The sequence below is a fragment of the Flavobacterium salmonis genome (assembly GCF_903819435.1).
GTDB lineage: Bacteria > Bacteroidota > Bacteroidia > Flavobacteriales > Flavobacteriaceae > Flavobacterium > Flavobacterium chungangense.
In genome coordinates this window covers 122473-144424 of the sequence record NZ_CAIJDP010000082.1, presented here as the reverse complement: position 1 = coordinate 144424, position 21952 = coordinate 122473, and the positions used below count along the sequence as shown (strand labels likewise).

17 protein-coding genes are annotated in these 21952 nt (G+C 31.9%); all 17 read left to right on the top strand.

Annotated elements, in window-relative coordinates:
* Positions 1 to 670 precede the first annotated feature (670 nt).
* Positions 671 to 2755 (top strand): LruC domain-containing protein, encoded by a 2085-nt coding sequence (locus FLACHUCJ7_RS18595; protein ID WP_180909985.1) that lies wholly within the window; start codon positions 671 to 673, stop codon positions 2753 to 2755.
* 319 nt (positions 2756 to 3074) lie between these two features.
* Positions 3075 to 3392 (top strand): Hpt domain-containing protein, encoded by a 318-nt coding sequence (locus tag FLACHUCJ7_RS18590; RefSeq protein WP_180909984.1) that lies wholly within the window; start codon positions 3075 to 3077, stop codon positions 3390 to 3392.
* 919 nt (positions 3393 to 4311) lie between these two features.
* Entirely contained in the window at positions 4312 to 5658 is a 1347-nt protein-coding gene (locus FLACHUCJ7_RS18585; protein ID WP_180909983.1) for a UDP-glucose dehydrogenase family protein, read from the top strand.
* 3 nt (positions 5659 to 5661) lie between these two features.
* On the top strand, positions 5662 to 6600 hold the full coding sequence (locus FLACHUCJ7_RS18580) for a UDP-glucuronic acid decarboxylase family protein (protein ID WP_180909982.1): 939 nt from the start codon (positions 5662 to 5664) through the stop codon (positions 6598 to 6600).
* 50 nt (positions 6601 to 6650) lie between these two features.
* Entirely contained in the window at positions 6651 to 7037 is a 387-nt protein-coding gene (locus tag FLACHUCJ7_RS18575) for a response regulator (protein WP_180909981.1), read from the top strand.
* A 44-nt stretch (positions 7038 to 7081) separates the two neighbouring features.
* A complete protein-coding gene (locus FLACHUCJ7_RS25600; RefSeq protein WP_180909980.1) occupies positions 7082 to 8281 on the top strand; it encodes a sugar transferase in 1200 nt (399 codons plus the stop codon).
* A 28-nt stretch (positions 8282 to 8309) separates the two neighbouring features.
* Positions 8310 to 9059 (top strand): TolC family protein, encoded by a 750-nt coding sequence (locus tag FLACHUCJ7_RS18565; protein ID WP_180909979.1) that lies wholly within the window; start codon positions 8310 to 8312, stop codon positions 9057 to 9059.
* A 4-nt stretch (positions 9060 to 9063) separates the two neighbouring features.
* The gene (locus tag FLACHUCJ7_RS18560) at positions 9064 to 11442 is read left to right on the top strand and encodes an exopolysaccharide transport family protein (RefSeq protein WP_180909978.1); all 2379 of its coding nucleotides are present in this window, start codon (positions 9064 to 9066) and stop codon (positions 11440 to 11442) included.
* Positions 11443 to 11453: 11 nt separating this feature from the next.
* Positions 11454 to 12818 (top strand): lipopolysaccharide biosynthesis protein, encoded by a 1365-nt coding sequence (locus FLACHUCJ7_RS18555; protein ID WP_180909977.1) that lies wholly within the window; start codon positions 11454 to 11456, stop codon positions 12816 to 12818.
* A 19-nt stretch (positions 12819 to 12837) separates the two neighbouring features.
* Entirely contained in the window at positions 12838 to 14319 is a 1482-nt protein-coding gene (locus FLACHUCJ7_RS18550; protein WP_180909976.1) for an O-antigen ligase family protein, read from the top strand.
* A gap of 61 nt (positions 14320 to 14380) precedes the next feature.
* Positions 14381 to 15319, top strand: coding sequence for a phosphoribosyltransferase family protein (locus FLACHUCJ7_RS18545; protein ID WP_180909975.1), 939 nt, complete (start codon positions 14381 to 14383; stop codon positions 15317 to 15319).
* A 50-nt stretch (positions 15320 to 15369) separates the two neighbouring features.
* Positions 15370 to 16566: a glycosyltransferase gene (locus tag FLACHUCJ7_RS18540; protein WP_180909974.1), complete on the top strand. Its 1197-nt coding sequence runs from the start codon at positions 15370 to 15372 to the stop codon at positions 16564 to 16566.
* Between the two features lie 108 nt (positions 16567 to 16674).
* Positions 16675 to 17838, top strand: coding sequence for a glycosyltransferase family 4 protein (locus FLACHUCJ7_RS18535; RefSeq protein ID WP_180909973.1), 1164 nt, complete (start codon positions 16675 to 16677; stop codon positions 17836 to 17838).
* A 2-nt stretch (positions 17839 to 17840) separates the two neighbouring features.
* Positions 17841 to 19055, top strand: a complete 1215-nt coding sequence (locus FLACHUCJ7_RS18530; protein ID WP_180909972.1) for a glycosyltransferase — start codon at positions 17841 to 17843, stop codon at positions 19053 to 19055.
* Positions 19046 to 19660 carry an acyltransferase gene (locus FLACHUCJ7_RS18525; protein ID WP_180909971.1) on the top strand — a complete coding sequence of 205 codons (615 nt, stop codon included), beginning with the start codon at positions 19046 to 19048 and terminating at the stop codon, positions 19658 to 19660. The genes FLACHUCJ7_RS18530 and FLACHUCJ7_RS18525 overlap by 10 nt, the downstream gene beginning before the upstream one ends.
* Positions 19661 to 19700: 40 nt before the next feature.
* The gene (locus FLACHUCJ7_RS18520; RefSeq protein ID WP_180909970.1) at positions 19701 to 20708 is read left to right on the top strand and encodes an acyltransferase family protein; all 1008 of its coding nucleotides are present in this window, start codon (positions 19701 to 19703) and stop codon (positions 20706 to 20708) included.
* Positions 20709 to 20742: 34 nt separating this feature from the next.
* The gene (locus FLACHUCJ7_RS18515) at positions 20743 to 21933 is read left to right on the top strand and encodes a glycosyltransferase family 2 protein (protein ID WP_180909969.1); all 1191 of its coding nucleotides are present in this window, start codon (positions 20743 to 20745) and stop codon (positions 21931 to 21933) included.
* Positions 21934 to 21952 lie beyond the last annotated feature (19 nt).

The following is a 21952-nucleotide window of genomic DNA, read 5'->3' as shown; positions in this document are numbered from 1 at the left end:
TTATGAAATTAGTTGCAACTTTAATGTTTTGTGAATAAAAAGAGTTAAAAAGGATAAGTTAATTTGCCAAAAAAGATACATTTCAGTATGAAAAAGGGATAATGTTTTAGGCAAAATTAAATTCGATTTTCAACAAAATTTATTTGAAATCAGACTCACAGAACTTATCAATCCTGGATATCTAATGGTAAAATTAGCACAAGAGATTTCTTAGGACAAGATGAAGGTTGAACCAAAATTTATATTCTAATTAAAGAAGACTTTTCTTTAAAGATGTTGGTGGAGATGTTCGTAATTTACTATTAGTGGGAATTGTATAGAATTTAAAGCTCAGATTTAGCCAAAATTAAAGGCAAATTGTTTTTGGCTACAATTAGGTTACTAAAAACAGAACCAATATTTTAATCGAGATATAAAAAATGGTTTTTAGGGTTTTACTGTATAATATTTATAAATCAGGTATTTATACGTGCTCTTTTTTTGCTATTTAAGTTGTAATTTTAATATTTGATTGGTGAATTTAGTGATTTCATAGTTGTTTAAAGTTTTTTTTATTTTAAAAAGTAATACTTTAAATACTACTTTCCAATAGTAAAACTTCACAATTAATAACAGTCATATTTTTCAATACTTTATTCGTATTATATTTTATTCTTAAAAAGTAAAAATCATGAAAAATTTCAGCCTCTTAATTAAAAATGCAAGAAAGAATAATTATTCATTAATAATGAAATTATTAATAATAGCTGTTTTTTTGCTAAGTTCATGCAGTAAAGATCCCGCTGAACCTCCCACAGATCCAGGTGAAGTTGCAATTGATAATTTAAAAGCTTCTCCAACATTTGACTGGAAAAACACTAAAGAGGCCAAAGTAACCATTCGAACAAAGGATAATGAAGGAAATGCTGTTCCAAATGTTAAAGTTTGTGTTTGGACTAATTTTGAGGAAGAAAATGGTAAAGAAATTATCAATGGTGTAACCAATTTACAAGGGGAATTTGTGGTAGATTATACTTTCGAAGCAGATATGGCAGATGTTGTTTTAAAAACTGACTTTATCGGTTTTGTTCCAGAAACAAAAGTGCCAATAGAAAATGGCGTGGTTAATTTTACTTTTGGGGGCACAAGGAATACCCAAAAAAAACAAAAAACCAGCAGTAAAACCTATTATTCAAAACAAGAAACAGGACTTTACAGTAAAACGAATGCTAATGTGAAAATTAACTACATAGGCACTTATAACACTAATGGAGTGCCAAATTATTTGGTGGCTAAACCTGATGTAATAAATAAAGATTTTTTGACTGACGTAAACAATGCTTTGCCTGAAAATATGCCAGTTCCCACATATCATCCAGAATATCTTTTAGGGAATAGCCAGCATAATTTAGTAATTTTAGACAAAGCTGAAGTTTGGATTACCTTTGTATCCGAAGGTGCTGGATATAAAAATGTATTGGCATACTATACTTATGACAGAGATTTTCCACCTAAAACCGCGGCAGATATTAAAGAATGTTTTGTGATTTTTCCAAATGCCTCATTTGCTGGTTCAGGAGGTGGATTGTATTCTGGGGATAAAGTTTCTTTGGGTGTTTTCGAAAAAAATACAGTAATAGGCTGGATGTTGATGCGAAATGGTTGGAATGATACAACGAGACTATCAACAGAAGGTTTGGGTTTGTTGTACTCTAATTTAGAGTTAAATCCAGAGACAGATATCAAACATCGTCAACATACTGTCATGCTTTATGATGAAAAAAGAAGTCTGTTCTTACTTGGATTTGAAGATTTAATTCGCCCAGGCGGAGACAATGACTTCAATGACGCTGTTTTCTATGCCAGTGCAAATCCAATTAAAAACGTTGAAATAACGGACGTTCAAAAATTAAATGCTGAACGAATAGATACCGATAAAGACGGTATAATAGATAGTTCAGATGATTATCCAAATGATCCGAAATTAGCGTTTAATAACTTTTACCCAAGCAGCAGCATATTTGGAACACTTGCTTTTGAAGATTTATGGCCATCAAAAGGGGATTATGATTTTAATGATTTAGTGATTGATTATAATTTTAATAGAATTACAAATGCCCAAAATAAGGTAGTTAGTTTGAAAGGAAAATTTACAGTAAGAGCTATTGGAGCAAGTTTTCAAAATGGTTTTGGTTTCTCAATTTCTGGAGTAACTCCATCACAAGTTGCATCCGTAACTGGAACAAAATATACAGAAGGATACATAAAAACAAACGGTAATGGAACAGAAGCCGGTCAAAAAAATGCTACCATAATTGTTTTCGATAATGCATGGAAACACGGTTCTGGTAACACTAACTCCAGTCAGCCATTTGTTGCCTCAGAGCCTATTGAAGTTACCATAGATTTGGTTAATCCTATTGATGCTAGTACCTTCGGAATGGCTCCTTACAACCCATTCATCATAGTAAATAAAGAAAGAGGTAAAGAAGTGCATTTGGCAAATTACGCACCAACTGATTTAGCAGACCGATCCTACTTTGGAACTTCTTTTGATAACTCTCAGTCAGGAATAGGAAAATATTACAAAACAAAAGATAACTTACCTTGGGCTATTGATTTTCCAAATCGTTTTGAATATCCAATTGAAAAAGCAAAAATCGATGTATCTCACTTAAAATTTATAAATTGGGTTTTAAGCAATGGCGTAGACTATAAAAACTGGTATAAAAACGAATCTGGATATAGAAATAGTTCCAATATTTATAACAAATAGCAGGGATTAGATACATAATCCTAAGGTTTGCATCTGATGGAATACTTCCTTTATTGTAGTAGCAAAACAAATTCCTTAAGTAATTAATGAGTTTCTGGAGTGTTCTTGCAAACTTGTTTACGAACCATATGTTCAGATAATTTTGATTAGATTCAAAAGAATAACAGGTCAAAAAAGGAATGATCGAAAAATAGCAATAATAAAATTAATTTTCGCTTTTAATATGTCTTTTTGAGTTTGTCTATAGTACTCCCTTTCATTTGAAAGTAGGTGATAATTATGTATAACATTTATTTATTTTTCAACAAAAATATCAAGTATGGAACAACCGAATTTCACTTATATTTCGCAGCTTTCTGGAGGCGATAAAGTTTTTGAAGAAAAGATATTTAAAGTTTTAAAAATGGAGTTTCCAGGCGAGAGGGAGACATATCTAAATAATATTGTCAAAACTAATTTTGATTTAGCGGCAAATAATGTTCATAAAATTAAACATAAAATTAGTCTGTTAGGACTCGTGAAAAGTTATGAATTGGCATCAGAGCATGAGATAAACTTAAGCGAAGGAAATGCTATGTTACATGATAATTTTAATGAGATATTAAACACCATGACCCATTTTTTTGATAAAATCTAAAGCATAAATTAAATTAAATTAAATTAAATAGAAGGTTATTAAAGTACCTGGTCTATTAATTTTTACAAAGTTTATTTTTCGGATCGAAAGTCTTTTCTGTTATTTTTTTAGAAAAAGATACATCATTGGTTCATCACAGAAAAGATGTTTTAAAAATGTGATTTTTCTTGTTTCCTTTCTTTTTAATTCATTTTCAAGTCTATGAAGTTATTTCTGTTTTAAGGTTAAGTCTTGATCTTGAAGTGGTTTCAACAGAAAAAGATTTGTATTCCAATTCTTTTACAAGGTATTTATTAAGAAAGAGTGATGCTTTCAAAAGTTTTTTATGCAGTTATATTATTTAGAATTTAATTAAGCTGCTTAGGTTACAATAAAACTACTTGATTAATAATATGGATAGTTAAGAAAATTGATGAATAGCTTAACAAAATGAAATATAGCTTACAATTTTTTACTAATTAAAATTTACGAGTTATATAATTTGCTTTTTTAGAATTAATCTATTGTAAGTCAATTATTTATTTTTTTTATTACTTAAAATTAGTGAGGAATGATATAACAGTTTAAGTAAGCACTTTTGTAATAATCTTTACATGATTCGAACAATAAAATCAGTACTTCCGGAATGGAAGCTAACTATATAACTTGTTAAAATTTTTATTAATGAAATAAATATGATGTTTTTTTACAATCCATTTGCCTTGGGAAATAATGATTCTAAATAAATCTCTACATAGTTGTTATTGAGAGATTAAATAAAAAAATGTAATATTTTTTTTATTATATTTGAGTTAAGAAAGGTTGAAATTTTATCCTAATGAATTTATCTCAATAGAAAGCGGAAGTTTCATTTTTCTTAATACAATTCGAATACAAATAGTGGTTTTGAACATTTAAATAAACTATAAAATTAAATATTATGAAAATTGTAATTGTTGGAAGTGGCTATGTCGGCCTTGTAACTGGAGCTTGTTTTTCTGAGGTAGGTATTGATGTTACCTGTGTTGACATAGACCATAACAAAATAGACAACCTTAATAAAGGTATTATACCTATTTATGAACCAGGCTTAGAAGATATGATTATCAGGAACATGAAAAAGGGGAGACTGGGTTTTACAACTAATATAGCAGAAGCTTTGCAAGACGCAGAAGTTTTATTTATTTCTGTGGGTACACCTCCAGATGAGGATGGTAGTGCAGATTTAAAATATGTTCTTGCTGTTGCCAGAGATTGTGGTAAAAATATTAAGGATTACTTATTAGTGGTTACAAAAAGTACCGTACCTGTAGGCACTTCTGCAAAAGTAAAGCAGGCATTACAAGAAGAGTTAGATAAAAGGAATGTTAATATAGAGTTTGATGTTGCATCAAATCCAGAGTTTTTAAAAGAAGGAGCAGCGATTGACGATTTTTTAAAACCTGATAGAATTGTTGTTGGAATAGAAAGTGAAAGGGCTGAGGATTTATTAAAAAGTTTATACAAGCCATTTACACTTAACGGTCATCCAGTAATTTTTATGGACATTGTTTCTGCCGAAATGACAAAATATGCCGCAAATTCAATGCTCGCTACAAAAATCAGTTTTATTAATGAAATAGCAAACCTTTGCGAAATTGTTGGTGCAGACATAAATAAAGTAAGAAAGGGTATTGGATCAGATTCGCGCATAGGGCAAAAATTTTTATACGCAGGAATTGGATATGGAGGTTCTTGTTTTCCAAAAGATGTTCAGGCATTGATAAAAACAGCTAGTGAATACAATTATGACTTACGGGTACTTAAAGCTGTTGAAGAGGTTAATAAAGACCAAAAACTAGTACTTTTTAATAAAATAATGAATTATTTTAAAGGAGATATTGAAGGTAAAATTATTGCATTATGGGGACTTTCTTTTAAACCACAAACTGATGATATGCGTGAGGCACCTTCATTGAGCATAGTGAAAAATCTTTTGGAAGCAGGTGCAATAGTAAAAGCATACGATCCAATTGCAATTAATGAAGCTAAACATCACTTTGGGGGCACTATTTCTTATTGCGAAGATCAATACGAAACATTAATTGATGCGGATTGTTTAGCCATACTTACTGAATGGCCAGAATTTAAGTTTCCTAATCTTAAAATTGTTTACAAACTACTGAATACGCCTGTGATTTTTGATGGCCGTAATATATATGATGCAGATGAGATGAGAGAAAGTGGTTTCGATTATTTCTGTATTGGTATAGATACAGCTAAACATGCTCTAAAATTAAAATCCTAAGGTATGTCTCGAAAAAAAATTCTTATAACTGGTGGTGCTGGTTTTGTCGGATCTCATTTATGCGATCGTTTATTAAACGAGGGTAACGAAGTGTATTGTTTAGATAATTTTTTTACTGGACAAAAACAAAACGTAGTACACTTATTAGATAATCCTTATTTTGAATTAATCCGTCATGATGTTACGTCTCCCTTCTTTATAGAAACAGATGAAATTTACAATTTAGCCTGTCCGGCCTCCCCGATACATTATCAGTATAATGCTATTAAAACAATGAAAACATCGGTAATGGGCGCTATTAATATGCTTGGGCTTGCCAAGCGTGTTAATGCTAAAATACTACAAGCATCTACCAGCGAAGTGTACGGTGACCCATTAGTTCACCCACAGCCGGAATCCTATTGGGGACATGTAAATCCTATAGGAGAACGAGCCTGTTATGATGAAGGAAAGCGTTCTGCAGAAACCTTGTTTTTAAACTATCATAAGCAGAATAATGTCAAAATTAAAATCATTAGGATATTCAATACATACGGTCCGAGAATGCATCCAAATGATGGACGTGTAGTTTCGAATTTCATTGTTCAGGCTTTGCAAAATCAAGATATAACAGTGTATGGGCAGGGCAATCAAACCAGAAGTTTTCAATATGTTGATGACTTAGTAGAAGGTATGATAAGGCTAATGAATTCTAAAGATAGTTTCATAGGTCCCGTAAATGTTGGAAACCCTAATGAATTTACAATTCTTGAATTAGCTGAAAAAATAATACAACTAACAGATTCTAAATCAAAAATTATTTACAAGCCTTTGCCTTCAGATGATCCTATGCAGAGACAGCCTGATATTTCTTTAGCAAAAAAAGAACTCGACTGGTCACCCAAGATAAATTTGGACGAGGGATTGATAAAAACTATAGAGTTTTTTAAATCAATTGTTTGAGTCATAAAAAAAGAGGTGAAATAATTTAAGAATACTTAAAACTAAAAAATATGAAAAAGAAAATTTTAGTAGTAGATGATGAGGTAAGTATTTGTCTTTTGTTGGATAACTTCCTTTCCAAGAATTATGAGGTAGTTACAATTAATAATGGACTGGATGCTCTTATATGGTTAGACAGCAGCATCCCGGATTTAATTATTAGCGATATTCAAATGTCAAACATGGATGGCTATGAATTTTTAACAAAACTTCGCCAGCGTGGATTTACAAAACATACTCCCTGCATTATGCTTTCAGGAAAATCAGAAAGCAAGGAACGCATAAAATGCTACAAATTAGGTGCTCAGGATTATCTTACAAAGCCTTTTAACCCAGAAGAATTAGATGAATTAGTTAAAAAAAACCTGTATCCAATTCATTATGCTGTTGAGTGGTAGGATTACAACCTGAAATTAAAATTTAATTTAAAGACCTAATCGATATGAATCCAAATTTTAATATTTTATACATTGGAAATGTTCCTGCCTATTTTGATAACATAGAAAAAAAACATAAATGGTCAATAATTACTTTAGAAAATAGTGCCAAGGCTACGAATTACCTAAACACTCAAAAGTATCCTGATGCTATTATTTGTGATTATAATTTAGCAGGAAACAATGGAATATATCTTTTTGATTGGATCCGAAAAAAGGACGAATTTGATAGCATCCCTTTTATCCTTTTATCGAAGGATTTTAATGTTGATATTTACAAGTCAGCATTTAAAAAACAAATTGATGATTTTTATGTAACTTCTGTAACTTCGCCAGAAGATATTTTAAACAGAATTGAATTTCTTTGTGTCAATAAAAATCCTTCAAGAGTAAAAATAACACAAAAAGTATCTGAAGGGAATTACATAATGCCTTTGTCAAAACGCATTTTTGATGTTTTTGTAGCATCTATGGTACTCTTATTAGCATCGCCATTTTTACTGCTTATTATACTTGCTATACGATTAGAATCAAAAGGGAAAGTATATTATATTTCAAAAAGGGTAGGGCGCAAGACATTTGACTTTTACAAACTCAGATCAATGCGTACGGGTTCAGACGAACTTTTAAAAAAATTAGCTCAGGAAAAAAATCAATACAAAAAAGAACCTGTAACAACAAACAATCCGCTGGATATTCCTTGCCCTAAATGTAGTGAACTGCCTGAAGGAGAATCATGTTCGCCTTTGATGTATATAGAAACTCACGTGATTTGTGACTATTGGTTTAATGTTCAAAAGCGGGAAGCTGCAAAAAATAATTCAACTTTTGTCAAAATTGTTGATGATCCCCGCGTTACTAAAGTTGGCAAATTCATTAGAAATACGAGTATAGACGAATTACCACAGTTAATTAATGTATTGAAAGGGGATATGTCTATTGTGGGTAATAGACCATTGCCTGTATATGAAGCTGAGTTATTAACAGCAGATGATATATCAAAAAGGTTCCTGGCTCCTCCCGGTATTACAGGTTTATGGCAGGTAGAGCTAAGAGGTAAAGGCGGACAAATGTCTGAAGAAGAAAGAATGCGCCTCGATAATGAATATGCAGATCTTTTTAAAGGCGATAATTATTCATTTTGGTATGATATAAAACTCATTTTAAGAACGATTCCTGCCTTGCTTCAAAAAGGCTCAGTTTAAAAAATGGCTTACGCCCTAAATATTTTATATGAAAAAAAGATTGAAAATAATTATCATTTTTACTTTAACGGTATTTTCGTTAAACAGTGCTCAGGCACAAACAACAGAATATAATGAGGAGTCATTAAGCGATATTGAATTTAGCTTTCCTCCGCTTAAGGTTGTTATGGACTCTGTATTAAATCGAAATGCAATGCTTAAATTCAGAAAGAATCATATTGGTGTTAAAGAATCAACTTTGGAATCTGAGCGCATCTTTTGGACAAGAAATATAGGCGTTCAAGTTGATGGCAGGTATGGTACCTTAAACAATTTTTCTAACAGTGAAGATGGGATTTCTAACACTGCTTTTTCAACACTTTCAAGGCAATATAATTATAGCGTGGGTGTGTATTTAAAGTTTCCCGTATTTGATGTGTTGAACAGAAAAAATCAGCTCAAACTGGCAAGATTAGAAATTGATGAGGCAAAAAACATGACAAAATTTCAAGAAGACGAAATAAGACAAACCGTTATAAGACTATATCAAGACTTAATTTTAAAGCAAAAATTACTTCTAATAAAGTCCAAAAATTTAGGCAATGGAAAAGTGAATATGGAAATGGTTGAAAAAGAATTTAGAAATGGAGTTGTACCTATTGCAGAATATGTTAGGATAACTAGTATGACTTCAAATTTTGAGGCTGACTACGAATCGGCAAAATCTGAATTTATTATTGCCAAACAATTGCTTGAAGATATGTCAGGACTTGTATTTAATTTAGCAAATTCAAATTAGAACGATGAAGATAATTGATTTTGTAAGATTAATTTTAAAACACTTGTTGCTTCTACTGCTAGTTCCAGTTGTATTGGCTTCAATGGTGATATTTCTTACTAAGAATCCAACTTTTGAATATTCTTCGCAAACTATTTTATATACAGGTATAGCCACTGGTTCCTCTATTGAAATGGATAAGACATTCAATTATCAGGCATCGAACGCTGCATTTGATAATTTGATTAATATTATAAACTCACGAGAAACTCAAGAAGAAGTTGCCATTAGATTATTAGCGCAGCACTTAATGCTTCCAAAGGCAAATCCTAGATACATTTCCAAAACTTTTTATGACCAATTAAAAAATAAAGTACCCGATGATTTGTACAAGTATGTTGTCAAAGAAAATAAAAAAGGTACTTCGATAGTGGGCACAAATGATGATGATAAAGCGCTGTTTCCCCCAGAAATAAATAGGAGTGACTACGAAAAAACAGTGAAAAATTTAATGGCTTTAATGAAGAGCAGTAATAATAATTTTGTTTATGAACTACTCAATTATGAAGATGAACATTATTCTCTCAAAGCAATTTCTAAAATAACTGCTATTAGAATATCAAGTAGTGATTTAATAAAGTTAAGCTATACGGTAAATGATCCCGGTATTTGTCAGCAAACACTAGCTATTTATAACCGCGTTTGTATTAGTAATTATAAATACATTAAGGAGAATAGATCAGACGCAGTGGTGAAGTATTTCGAAGCTCAACTGGAAAACGCCAGACAAAAATTAACGGCAGCAGAAGATATTCTTCTCGAATTTAACAAAGCCTCTAATATTATTAATTACTATGAACAAAGTAAAGCTGTTGCGGTAGTTAAGGAGGATATGGATGTTGATTATAATAAAAAATTAGCTGATTTAGCTGGAATTGAGGCTTCCACTGTAAGATTAGAAGAAAAATTAAAAATACAAGAAGTTATTCAACAAAAAACAGCTAATATTCTTGAAAAAAAGAAGCAAATAGGCGATATCAATTTTAAAATAGCTTTGACTAAGGCTAAATTTGAATCTAGTAATAGTGAAGAAGATTTAGCAAAAATAGCCGACTTAAATCAACAATCGGAAGCATTAACAAATGATATAAAAAGAAATGTTGATGAACTGTATTCTTACCAAAATTCTATAGACGGTTTGCCATTAACTAAAATACTGCCTGAGTGGATGAATAATGTGGTTGAAGCAGAAAATATTAAAGCAAAAATTAAAGTTATAAATGGACAAAACAAACAATTTCAGGAAAAATATGCAAACTATGCACCAGCTGGAGCTACTATAAAAAGAATTGAGCGAGAAATTTCGGTTTCTGAGCAAGGATATTTAGAAATACTTCATGGATTAAATTTGGCAAAACTAAAATTGCAAGACAATGAACTTACCTCAAACTTGAAGGCCATTGACCCACCATTTTATCCTTTGTCTCCTAACCCTACTAAAAGATCTATATTAATTATTGCAGCTGCCTTTTTAGGAGTTCTTTTTACAATGGGAATTATTTTTATAATGGAGTATTTTGATGATACTTTGAAAAACTCTAAAAGAGCAAGTAAAAGACTAGGCATGAATTCCTTGGGTATGATGCCTAAATTAATTTTAAACCCAGGAAGCATCAATTTACCCTACATACAAAAAAGACTAATTGAGATAATTACGCAAAACGTATTACAGTATTTTGGCACACATGGTTCAGAAAAAAAGACAAAAACCATAGTTGTATTTAGTACCCAAAAAATGGAAGGTAAAACAGTATTAGCGGGTAATATTGCTAAAACATTGAAGCAAGAGGGTAAAAAAATAGTACTGCTTACTTACGATGGAACAAAAAAAACAGTAAAAAAGCAAAAGAAATTTTCTGTTCTAAATAAAATTTTAGGATATACTGATCCGCGTATAGATTATGATAATCCTTTTTTAGCCGATCTATCTAGTTATCTTGATCCGTCAGAATATTATTCTTATACCATGGATAGCAGGTTTTATAATGCCCAAAATTTCTCAGACATTTTAGACCAAAATAACATTACGTTAAATTTCACACCAGACTTTGTAATTATTGAATTACCAGCACTGATCGATTATATTTATCCAATAGAATTACTAAATAAAGCAGATTTAGATATTCTTATATGTCGTTCTAATCGAGTATGGTCAGATGCAGATCAATCTGCAATGAAAAATATTTTGGCAGCATCTGAGTCAAAAATTAATTTTATAATTAATGGTGTTAATATTAATGAAATTGAATCGGTTTTAGGGGAGTTACCTAAAAAACGAAGCTTATTAAGAAGAAAAATAAAAGCGATGTTCAAATTTCAATTTTTTTCTAAAAACCAAATTTAATTTAGTGATTAATGAAAACACTTAAAGCTATAGTGCGCGAAGATAATTTTCTGTCATTAACAGGAAATCTGGTCATTGCCGTTTTAGGTATCGGTGGTTTTGCATTATTAGCGAGAAGTTTACCATTAGAAGTTTTTGGCGAATGGGTTTTATTCATAACCGGAGGGTCTTTTATAGAAATGTTCAGATTTGGTATTACTAATACTGGCTTGATACGATTTTTATCAGGTGCTGATGAATCCTCTAGAATTAAACTTATAGGATCTAATGCATTAATAGGTTTTAGTGCAACGGTAGCAGTAGCTGTTATTTTAGTGTTTTGCAATGTCGTGTTCCATGATGCAATTAGTAAGTCTGGATATAATTTGTTTTTTAAATGGTATCCACTACTGGCGTTTTTAAATCTGCCATGGAATAATGCACTAGTCGTATTGCAAGCCGACAGAAAGTACGAAAAAATCTTATTCATTAAATCAATAAACAGCGGATTGTTCTTTTTGGTTGTTTTATTAAGTTTCTTTTATATGGAAATGACGTTAAATAAATTAGTTATAGCATTGCTTATTATTAATGCTTTAACTTCTTTGCTGAGTATAATTTTAGGTTGGGATGGAACCAAATTTATTACAAAAGCAGATAAGAAAACCAATAAAACATTACTAGATTTTGGAAAATACACAACATTTACATTATTAGGAACCAACTTGTTGAGAAGCGCAGATACCATTATTATTAGTTTAAGTCCTTTAGGCAGTGCTGCCGTAGCTCTTTATAGCATTCCAATGAAACTAACTGAATTGCAGCAAATTCCTTTACGTAGTTTTGTAGCTACAGCATTTCCTAAAATGTCTAAAGCCAGTTTACACAATCAAATAGAGGAAGTAAAAAACTTGTTTTATACCTATTCTGGAGCCTTAACCTATCTTTTTATGGGTATTAGTTTATTCACGTTTGTATTTGCTGAGTTTTTTGTATTGCTCATAAGCGGGAGACAGTATTTAGAAACGGATCCTCAAACAGGATTCAATGTTGTGAGTATTGTTCGTGTATTCTCTATTTACGGACTATTATTACCTATTGATAGAATGACTGGCATAGGTTTAGACAGTATTAATAAGCCAAAAATTAATGCTATAAAGGTATTTGTTATGGTTCTGGCAAATATTGTTGGCGATTGTATCGCTATTTTTATCTTCAAATCTTTACTTCTTGTTGCAGTTGCCTCTATAATTTTTACTTTAATTGGCATTTGGATGGGAATGTATTTTTTAGATAAAGAATTGACTTTGTCTTATAAAGAAATTTTTTTAAGTGGAATTAATTTTTATAAAAACCTCATTAATAAAATGACTAAACATAATTTGAAAGAATCATAAAAAACTAATAAAAACTAAATTGAATACAAGTAGTAATAATATAAATCCCTTTGATAAAGTATCTGGTTCCGCTGGTTTATATAGCCCAAAGGGACTTGTATTATTATTTTTAACAGTCGTATTGATTGCAGTAATAATAACAAAATTAAAAATAGTAGGTATAGGGTTTTTATTTGCCCTTATGTTTGGTGCATTCTATTTATATAAATTGTTCACAAACCCTATTCTTGGTTTTTATACCGCCATTGGTCTTAATTTTTTGATACTTGGTTTAACACGCTATGTAACAGGTTTACCCTTAGGTTTTGCTATAGATGGAGTTATGGTTTTAACTTTTTTAGCGTTAATTTTTTCCCGATTTAGAGAAAGGGTCGATTGGTCTCCAGCCAATAAAGACATTACATTTTTAGCAGGTATTTGGCTTTTATATTGCATATTTCAACTTGTGAACCCAGAAGCTAGAAGTGTCGAAGCTTGGATTGCGGGCAGAGGTCTGGGATTTTATTTCTTTTTCTTTATTATTCTTACGTTTATGCTCATCAATACCCATAAAAAATTAGATATCCTTTTATATGTTTGGGGTGTCTTTTCAATAATTGCGACCTTAAACGGAATGAAGCAGTTGTTTATTGGGGTCGATTTTGCAGAAAAAGCTTGGTTAAATGCTGGAGCAGCTCAGACTCATATCCTTTTTGGTAAATTAAGGGTTTTTTCATTTTTCAGTGATGCAGGTCAATTTGGAGGAAATCAGGGGTATACGGGTGTAGTGGCTATTATTTATTCGATGACCAAAAAAGGGTTTGCTAAAGTATTTTTTATCATTGTTGGAGTATTAGGTCTATATGGAATGATGATATCAGGAACCAGAGGAGCCATCGGAGTTCCTTTAGGGGGACTTATGACATTTTTTGTATTAAGAAAAAATATCAAAGTATTGGCATTTGGCGTAGTATTACTAGCCATCGTTTTTATTTTTTTTAAATTCACAACCATCGCCAATGGGAATGACCAAGTGCGAAGAATGCGAAGTGCATTTGACCCAAATGATCCTTCACTGCAAGTACGGCTGGCCAATCAAAAAATACTCAAAGGATATCTTGCTTCGAGACCCTTTGGAGGAGGTATAGGTCATGCAGGCGATAAAGCGCAGCGGTTTTTACCTAATGCGTTTCTCTCTCATGTAGCTACAGACAGTTGGTACGTTTTAATTTGGGCAGAACTAGGTATTGTAGGCTTATTATTTCATTTGTTTATTTTGTTTTATGTAATGGGTAAAGCATCTTACAAAGTAATGTTTACAATTAGAGATCCAATAACCAAGTTAAAAATGAGTGCTCTAATTTCAGGAATGGCTGGTGTAATGGCAGCTTCTTACGGAAATGCGGTTTTAGGACAAATGCCTACTGCTCTACTCATATATGCAACTATGGCTATAATATCAAATCCTGAAACTTTTGAAACAGGTAATCAAGAAAATCAACCTGAAATAAGTAAAACATAAAATTTATAAAATACTAATTACTATGTAAAACTATACGTATCAACCATTAAACCAAAAAACTATGTACTACAGAAATGTAAAGGATTTAAATAATATCATACTTCAAAAATTAAGTATAATTCCTCGTGATTTTGATTTAATTGTAGGTGTTCCCAGAAGTGGCATGCTTCCGGCAAATTTACTGGCATTGTACCTTAATAGACCGTATACAGACATTCATTCCTTTTTAAATGGACATATTTATAAAGCTGGTGCGAGAAGCCAGTTTTTTGATATTTCAGAATTTAAAAACATACTTGTGGTTGATGATAGCATCGCTTCAGGATCTGCCATGGTGGAGGTTAAAGAAAGTTTAAAACATCTTGAAGATAAATTCAAGATCAAATATTGTGCGATTTATGTCATTCCAGGCAAAGAAAAAATGGTTGATTATTTTTTTGAAACGGTTCCGTTACCAAGATATTTTCAATGGAATATACTTAACCACACTACTTTAGAAAAATCTTGTTTTGATATTGATGGCGTTTTATGTGCAGATCCTTTACCAGAGCAAAATGACGACGGAGAAAAATACATCGATTTTCTGTTAAATGCTCCACCCTTGTTTATTCCAGGGAGTAAAATTGGAACTATCGTAACCTCTCGTTTAGAAAAATACCGCAAAGAAACCGAAACTTGGTTAGCGGCTAACAATATTAAATACAATGATTTGATAATGCTAGACTTGCCCAATATGGAAGCAAGACAGCGTGCGAACAACCATGGCGATCATAAGGCAAAAGCCTATTTGGCTAAACCCTATGTACTGTTTATAGAAAGTGAATACCATCAGGCTGTAGAAATAAACAGATTATCAAAAAAACCTGTTTTATGTACTGCTAATTTTGAAATGATATTTGAATCGGAATCCTTTATGTATAATCTTAAAAGTGGTAAACACCTTCCTTTTTTAAGAAAGTATGCATTGAAAATGAGAGACATACTACGAAAGTTTAAATAAGACAAATTAAGTAATCTTAAGCCTATCCATCTCTAATCATAACTATTATTATGTTAGTATTCAGTATCATACAAATTATTTTGCTAGGTCTTTTGGGTTTGGCAACGTTATATATTTTACTATTTTCTATTGCAAGTTTATTTTACAAGCAAAAGAAATATTCAGATAACGGGAATATAAAAAAGATAGCGGTTCTCATTCCTGGGTATAAAGAAGATGAAGTAATTATTGAAGTAGCAAACGCAGCCCTGCAACAAGACTACCCTTCCACTCTTTATGATGTTGTAATTATTGCTGATTCTTTTAAAAAGGAAACAATTGAAGTATTAAAGACTTTGCCTATAATAGTTATTGAGGTAAGTTTTGATAAAAGCACAAAATCTAAAGCGTTGAATAAAGCCATGGCGGCCCTCGAAAGGGAGTATGATATTGCTGTCGTATTAGATGCGGACAATGTGATGGCTAATGATTTTTTGAAGAAAATAAATGCTGCTTTCGAACATGGTTTTGTTGCCATACAAGGACATCGTACAGCAAAAAACACAAATAATTCCTGGGCGGTTCTTGATGCCATTAGCGAAGAAATAAACAATAATATCTTTAGAAAAGGACACCGGGTTTTAGGACTTTCTTCTGCAATTATTGGATCAGGAATGGCTTTTAAGTACGATTATTTCAAATCGCTTATGGCTACAGTTACTGCTGTTGGCGGATTTGATAAGGAAATAGAACTCAAAATGCTCAAAGAAGGACACAAAATTGTCTATCTCGATGATGCTGTAGTTTTTGATGAAAAAATACAAAAAGCGGAGGTATTTGGTAATCAGCGCCGCCGATGGCTGTCTGCACAATTGCATTATTTTAAAAAAGATATTTTAAGTGCTTGTAAAGACTTACTATTTAAAGGCAATATCGATTATTTTGATAAAGCGATTCAATTTATACAGCCACCTAGAATATTGCTGTTAGGAGCTGTTCTATTATGCAGTATTGGTTTTGTAGTAGTGAATTATTTTCTAGATAATCAAAGGCCATACTCTAATTATTGGATTATCTTATTAACAGCCTGCATAATGTCTTTTGTTTTTTCAGTTCCAAAATATTTTTACAATATCAGTACCTGCAAGGCATTAGCTAGTTTGCCAAAAGGAATGTTTATGATGTTGTTGTCTTTGTTAAAAATAAAAGGTGCTAATAAAAATTTTATTCATACGCAGCATACATCAAGTTCAAAAAAACAAACTTGAAATTATGCTGTAAAACATACTAATTCAGAAATGTAAAAATGAAATCATAAATAATTACTTCTCATTTTTATCTAGATGTGGAAGCAATCAATCTAAAAAAAGAGCATCATGAAAATAGGTATAGAAGGGCAACGACTTTTTCGAAAAAAAAAGCATGGTATGGATATGGTCGCTTTAGAACTAATAAAGAACCTCCAGGATCTAGACCACGAAAATGAATATTTTATTTTTGTAAAACCAGATATAGACCGAACTGCTCTTACAGAAACTTCTAATTTTAAGATCATTGAATTAAATGGCGGGCCATATCCTACTTGGGAACAAATTGCATTACCAAAAGCAGCCAAAGCATATGGCTGTGATGTTTTGCATTGCACAAGCAATACCGCACCTTTTTTTACGAGTATTCCGTTAATTACAATTCTTCATGATATTATTTACATGGAAAGCAGTTATTATAAAATACTAACAAGTAGTGCAAGTTGGTATCAGAAATTTGGAAATATATATCGAAAATTAGTCGTGCCTCGTGTTGTAAAAAGGAGTAAAAAAGTGATTACCGTTTCTCATTTTGAGAAAAACAGAATAGGTGAATTCTTTGGCATAAAAGGCGATAAAAAACTGGATGCTATTTATAATGGGGTAAGTGAACATTTTAAACCCATTACTAATAAAGAAGAACTGCATCGCGTAAAAGAAAAATACAATTTACCGGATAAATATTTCTTTTTCCTTGGTAATACCGATCCTAAAAAAAACACAAAAGGAACTCTCAAAGCTTTTTCAGATTTTTTAAAGCAAACAGGAACTAATCATAAACTTGTAATGCTTGATTATGACAAAACCGAACTCAATATCCTTTTGAACGAAATTGACGACATTAATCTTATCAATCATATTATTTTAACAGGTTATGTAATTAATACGGATTTACCAGCTATTTATTCGCAATGTGACGTCTTTTTATATCCATCACTCAGAGAAAGTTTTGGGATTCCAATGCTGGAAGCTATGTCGTGTAACGTGCCTGTTATTACATCAAATACGTCATCGATGCCTGAAATAGCTGAAGATGCTGCCCATATTATTAATCCGTTTAATCCAGAAGAAATTACTCAAGGACTCATTAAAATTCTAAATAACGATGCGTATAGAAAATCTCTTTGCGAAAAAGGTTTGGAGCGCAGCAAACAATTTTCTTGGAGAAATATGGCCAAAGAGTATCTAAAGCTTTATGAATTAATCCATTTAGAACATTTAAAAAACAATTGACTATGATAAAAGGTAAAGACATAATAGTAGTAGGAATTCAAGCCTGGGATATAGAAATAGGTAGTAATTGTAAAAACATTGCACTTGAATTTTCTAAAAACAATCGTGTTTTATATGTGAATCCTCCAATGGATCGATCTACAATGCAAAAAGACAAGCACAAAGAGAAAGTTCAAAAAAGGATAAAAATAAAAAATGGATTGGAGCCCGATTTGTACGAAATTAAAGAAAATCTATGGAATTTATACCCCAAAAATTGTGTTGAATCCATCAATTGGCTGCCTATACATGCTATTTTTGAAATTTTAAATAAAAGAAATGCCCGTTTGTTTTCAGCCGATATTAAATCGGCTGCACAACGATTAAATTTTAAAGACATGATTCTATTTAATGATAGTTCTATGTTTTTAGGCAGGCACTTAAAGGAATTTTTACAACCTAAAGTGTATGCCTATTACATGCGGGATTACCTTGTAAAAGTACCTTATTGGCAAAAGCATGGTGAACGCATGGAACCCGAAGTCCTAAAAGAGGCAGATGTATTATTAACTAATTCAGATTTTTTTGCAGATTTTGGTTTGCAGTACAATAACCACAGCTATATGGTTGGTCAAGGTTGTGATGTATCTCAATTTAGTGACGAAGCTGGCACAATTCAAGTTCCAGAAGAATTTGAAGGCTTGCCATCACCCGTCATAGGCTATGTGGGCTCACTGATAAGTTTACGGCTTGATATCAAATTACTTGAATTTATCGCTGAGCAAAGAAAGAATTGGAGTATTGTCCTTGTAGGACCAGAAGACGAGGATTTTAAAAAATCTAAATTACATCAATTGCCCAATGTCTATTTTTTTGGAAGTAAAGATGGTTCCGAGTTACCCGCGTATGTAAAAGGTTTTGATGTGGCCATCAATCCGCAATTAACTAATAATTTGACAATAGGAAATTATCCTAGAAAAATAGACGAATATTTAGCCATGGGAAAACCAATAGTTGCCACAAAAACTAAAGCAATGGAAATGTTTAAGGAGTTTGTCTATTTAGCCGCATCAAAAGAGGAATACATCATTTTAACAGAAAAAGCTTTGGAAGAAAACTCGAATGAACTTGCTGAAAAAAGAGCTGATTTTGCTAAAAGTCACACATGGGAGAATAATGTTAGTGCCATCTATAAAGCAATCATAAAAGCAACCAAACACAACATAAAATGGGATTAAAAGAAAAAATAAAATCAAACGAACAGTTGAAAAAATTAGTTCATTGGTCGATACTTATTCCTAAGCAGACAAGACCACGATTATGGATTAAATGGTTTGTGAATCCTTTTTATCATAAAAAAGGAAAAGGGGCTCGAATTAGACCACGAACTAGAATGGATGTTGTGCCTTGGAACAAATTTGAATTGGGAGAAGATTCTACAATTGAAGATTTTTCGGCAATAAACAATGGCGTAGGCCCCGTAATTATTGGAAATAGAACAAAAATAGGATTGAGTAATACAATTATTGGCCCTGTAACTATTGGAAATGACATTCGGCTTGCTCAAAACATTACACTTTCAGGATTAAATCACAATTATGAGGATGTAAGCCTCCCAATTCATGTACAGGGAGTTTCTACAGCTCCTATAACCATTGGTGATGGCACTTGGATTGGTGCCAACGTGGTGGTTTTGGCGGGAGTAACCATTGGGAAAAATTGTGTAATTGCTGCGGGTAGTGTGGTTACAAAAAGCATTCCAGACTATTCGGTAGCAGTGGGTAATCCTGCAAGAGTATTAAAAAAATACAATCATGAAACCCTGAAATGGGAAAAAGTGTAGCCAGACGAAACTTTTTAAGCATAAAATAAATCTGATTAGTATGCATAACAAAGATACAACTATAGAAACATTGAGAGGAGCTGTAATTATAATGGTCGTTATTGGGCATGTTATTGGTTCTGGATCAGATGGTGGTATGAAGGTAAATGACGATTCTTTTTTACGCTATTTTTATGACACCTTTATTGCCTCGATACAAATGCCTCTTTTTACCATTCTTGCAGGAGTGGTATATTCACTAAAACCCGTTGTGTATAATGAATTTAAAATTTTTGTTTCCAAAAAAGCGATGCGCTTACTTGCTCCTATGCTAACCGTTGGTATTTGTTATTTTTTATTGCAATATTTTACACCAGGAACAAATAATAAAGGTGATTTGTTCGATATATGGAAGTTAGTATTTTTCCCTTATACTTTATTCTGGTACTTGTATTCTCTTTTTATTGTTTTTGTTATTGTTGGATTATTAGATATTTTCAAGAAAATGGATACTTTAGCTAATCTACTAATTGTTTTTAGCGTATCTATAATTGCGTTATTACTTCGGGATTCATTCATTCCATTTGAGTCAGCCAACTATTTGAGTTACAAAGGTGCATTATATCTTTTACCCTGTTTTGTTTTAGGTGTTGGTTTGAACCGATTTAAAGAGGTTTTTAAAAGTAAATGGAGCACTTATTTATCAGTAATTATATTAGTTATATGCGTTAGCATCCAGCAATTGTCCTGGTTTAAGATAATCAATTATGTTGTACACAAAGATGATTTTTTTGGTTTGCTGGTAGGTTTTACTACAACAATGCTTTTGCTGCAGACTAGGATAGAATCAGGTTGGTTAATATGGTTTGGCTCTTTTGCTTATTCCATATATTTATTTCATGCATTTGGTACGGCAGGAGGACGAATAATTGCGCTGAAACTGCACATTAATTCGGTTTTTATAATCTTTGGATTATCATTAACAGCGGGTATTATTTTTCCCATTATAGCAGAGAAAATTTTGGAACGGTCTAAATTGACAAGAGTTTTGTTCTTAGGTAAAAACTAAATCGAATGATCAATTTTAAATAAAACGATAAAATATGATAACTTTAAAAATAGTGTTTTGGGTATTGTTGTTTGTAATAGTATATACCTATGTTGGTTACGGCATTTTGCTATATGCAATTGTAAAAATCAGAAGGGTTTTTAAAATAGGGAAAAAGTTTGAAATAGATTTGTCTTATGAACCAGAAGTTACCTTGTTTATTGCGGCCTATAATGAAAAAGATTATGTAGCTGCAAAAATGAAAAATACCTTAGAACTCGAATATCCTAAAGAAAAAATGAATATCGTTTGGGTTACTGATGGTTCTGATGATGGAACACCTGATTTATTAAAAGGGTATCCCAATACAACGGTTCTCCATTTAGAGGAACGCAACGGCAAAATTGGTGCTATGAATCGAGGAATGGATTTTGTAAAAACACCAATTGTAATATTTAGTGATGCGAATACTAATCTAGGTAAAGAGTCTATTAGACGTATTGTTAATTTGTTTAGCAATCCAACTGTTGGATGTGTTTCTGGAGAAAAACGAATTGTGGATAAAGAAAGTGATGTGGCTTCTGGTGCAGGGGAAGGAATTTACTGGAAATATGAATCGACATTAAAAAAATGGGACGCCGAATTGTATTCGGTTGTAGGCGCTGCTGGAGAACTGTTTGCCATAAGAACCGAATTGTATCGTCATGTGGAAAAAGACACTTTACTTGACGATTTTATTATTTCATTACGAGTGGCTCAAGAAGGCTATACCATTCAATATGACCCTGAAGCATATGCCATTGAAACGGCCTCGGCAAGTGTAAAAGAAGAATTTAAACGCAAAATTAGAATCTCAGCAGGTGGCATCCAATCTATAGTAAGATTGCGCTCATTATTGAATATTTTTAAATACGGAACACTTTCTTTTCAATACATATCGCATCGCGTTTTGCGCTGGAGTCTCACCCCATTATGCCTCATTTTACTCCTTCCTGTTTTAACAGTTTTAGCAATTCAAGAAGGGATTTTATCTTTTGGATTTTATTCCATAGTATTTTGGTTGCAACTTCTTTTTTATGCCGCCGCTTTACTGGGTTGGTTTTTAGAAAATAGAGAAACAAGAGTTAAAATTTTGTTTGTGCCTTATTACTTTTTTATTATGAATTTATGTGTGGTTTTGGGTTTTTTTAGATATCTAAAAAGATCACAATCGGTAAACTGGGAAAGAGCTAAACGAGCTGCTTAATAGTATAAGGGGTAAGTTA

Excerpts from the sequence above, each read along its gene's own strand:
- FLACHUCJ7_RS18595 (WP_180909985.1), top strand. The coding sequence starts at position 671 with ATGAAAAATTTCAGCCTCTTAATTAAAAATGCAAGAAAGAATAATTAT.
- FLACHUCJ7_RS18590 (WP_180909984.1), top strand. The coding sequence starts at position 3,075 with ATGGAACAACCGAATTTCACTTATATTTCGCAGCTTTCTGGAGGCGAT.
- FLACHUCJ7_RS18585 (WP_180909983.1), top strand. The coding sequence starts at position 4,312 with ATGAAAATTGTAATTGTTGGAAGTGGCTATGTCGGCCTTGTAACTGGA.
- FLACHUCJ7_RS18580 (WP_180909982.1), top strand. The coding sequence starts at position 5,662 with ATGTCTCGAAAAAAAATTCTTATAACTGGTGGTGCTGGTTTTGTCGGA.
- FLACHUCJ7_RS18575 (WP_180909981.1), top strand. The coding sequence starts at position 6,651 with ATGAAAAAGAAAATTTTAGTAGTAGATGATGAGGTAAGTATTTGTCTT.
- FLACHUCJ7_RS25600 (WP_180909980.1), top strand. The coding sequence starts at position 7,082 with ATGAATCCAAATTTTAATATTTTATACATTGGAAATGTTCCTGCCTAT.
- FLACHUCJ7_RS18565 (WP_180909979.1), top strand. The coding sequence starts at position 8,310 with ATGAAAAAAAGATTGAAAATAATTATCATTTTTACTTTAACGGTATTT.
- FLACHUCJ7_RS18560 (WP_180909978.1), top strand. The coding sequence starts at position 9,064 with ATGAAGATAATTGATTTTGTAAGATTAATTTTAAAACACTTGTTGCTT.
- FLACHUCJ7_RS18555 (WP_180909977.1), top strand. The coding sequence starts at position 11,454 with ATGAAAACACTTAAAGCTATAGTGCGCGAAGATAATTTTCTGTCATTA.
- FLACHUCJ7_RS18545 (WP_180909975.1), top strand. The coding sequence starts at position 14,381 with ATGTACTACAGAAATGTAAAGGATTTAAATAATATCATACTTCAAAAA.
- FLACHUCJ7_RS18540 (WP_180909974.1), top strand. The coding sequence starts at position 15,370 with ATGTTAGTATTCAGTATCATACAAATTATTTTGCTAGGTCTTTTGGGT.
- FLACHUCJ7_RS18535 (WP_180909973.1), top strand. The coding sequence starts at position 16,675 with ATGAAAATAGGTATAGAAGGGCAACGACTTTTTCGAAAAAAAAAGCAT.
- FLACHUCJ7_RS18530 (WP_180909972.1), top strand. The coding sequence starts at position 17,841 with ATGATAAAAGGTAAAGACATAATAGTAGTAGGAATTCAAGCCTGGGAT.
- FLACHUCJ7_RS18525 (WP_180909971.1), top strand. The coding sequence starts at position 19,046 with ATGGGATTAAAAGAAAAAATAAAATCAAACGAACAGTTGAAAAAATTA.
- FLACHUCJ7_RS18520 (WP_180909970.1), top strand. The coding sequence starts at position 19,701 with ATGCATAACAAAGATACAACTATAGAAACATTGAGAGGAGCTGTAATT.
- FLACHUCJ7_RS18515 (WP_180909969.1), top strand. The coding sequence starts at position 20,743 with ATGATAACTTTAAAAATAGTGTTTTGGGTATTGTTGTTTGTAATAGTA.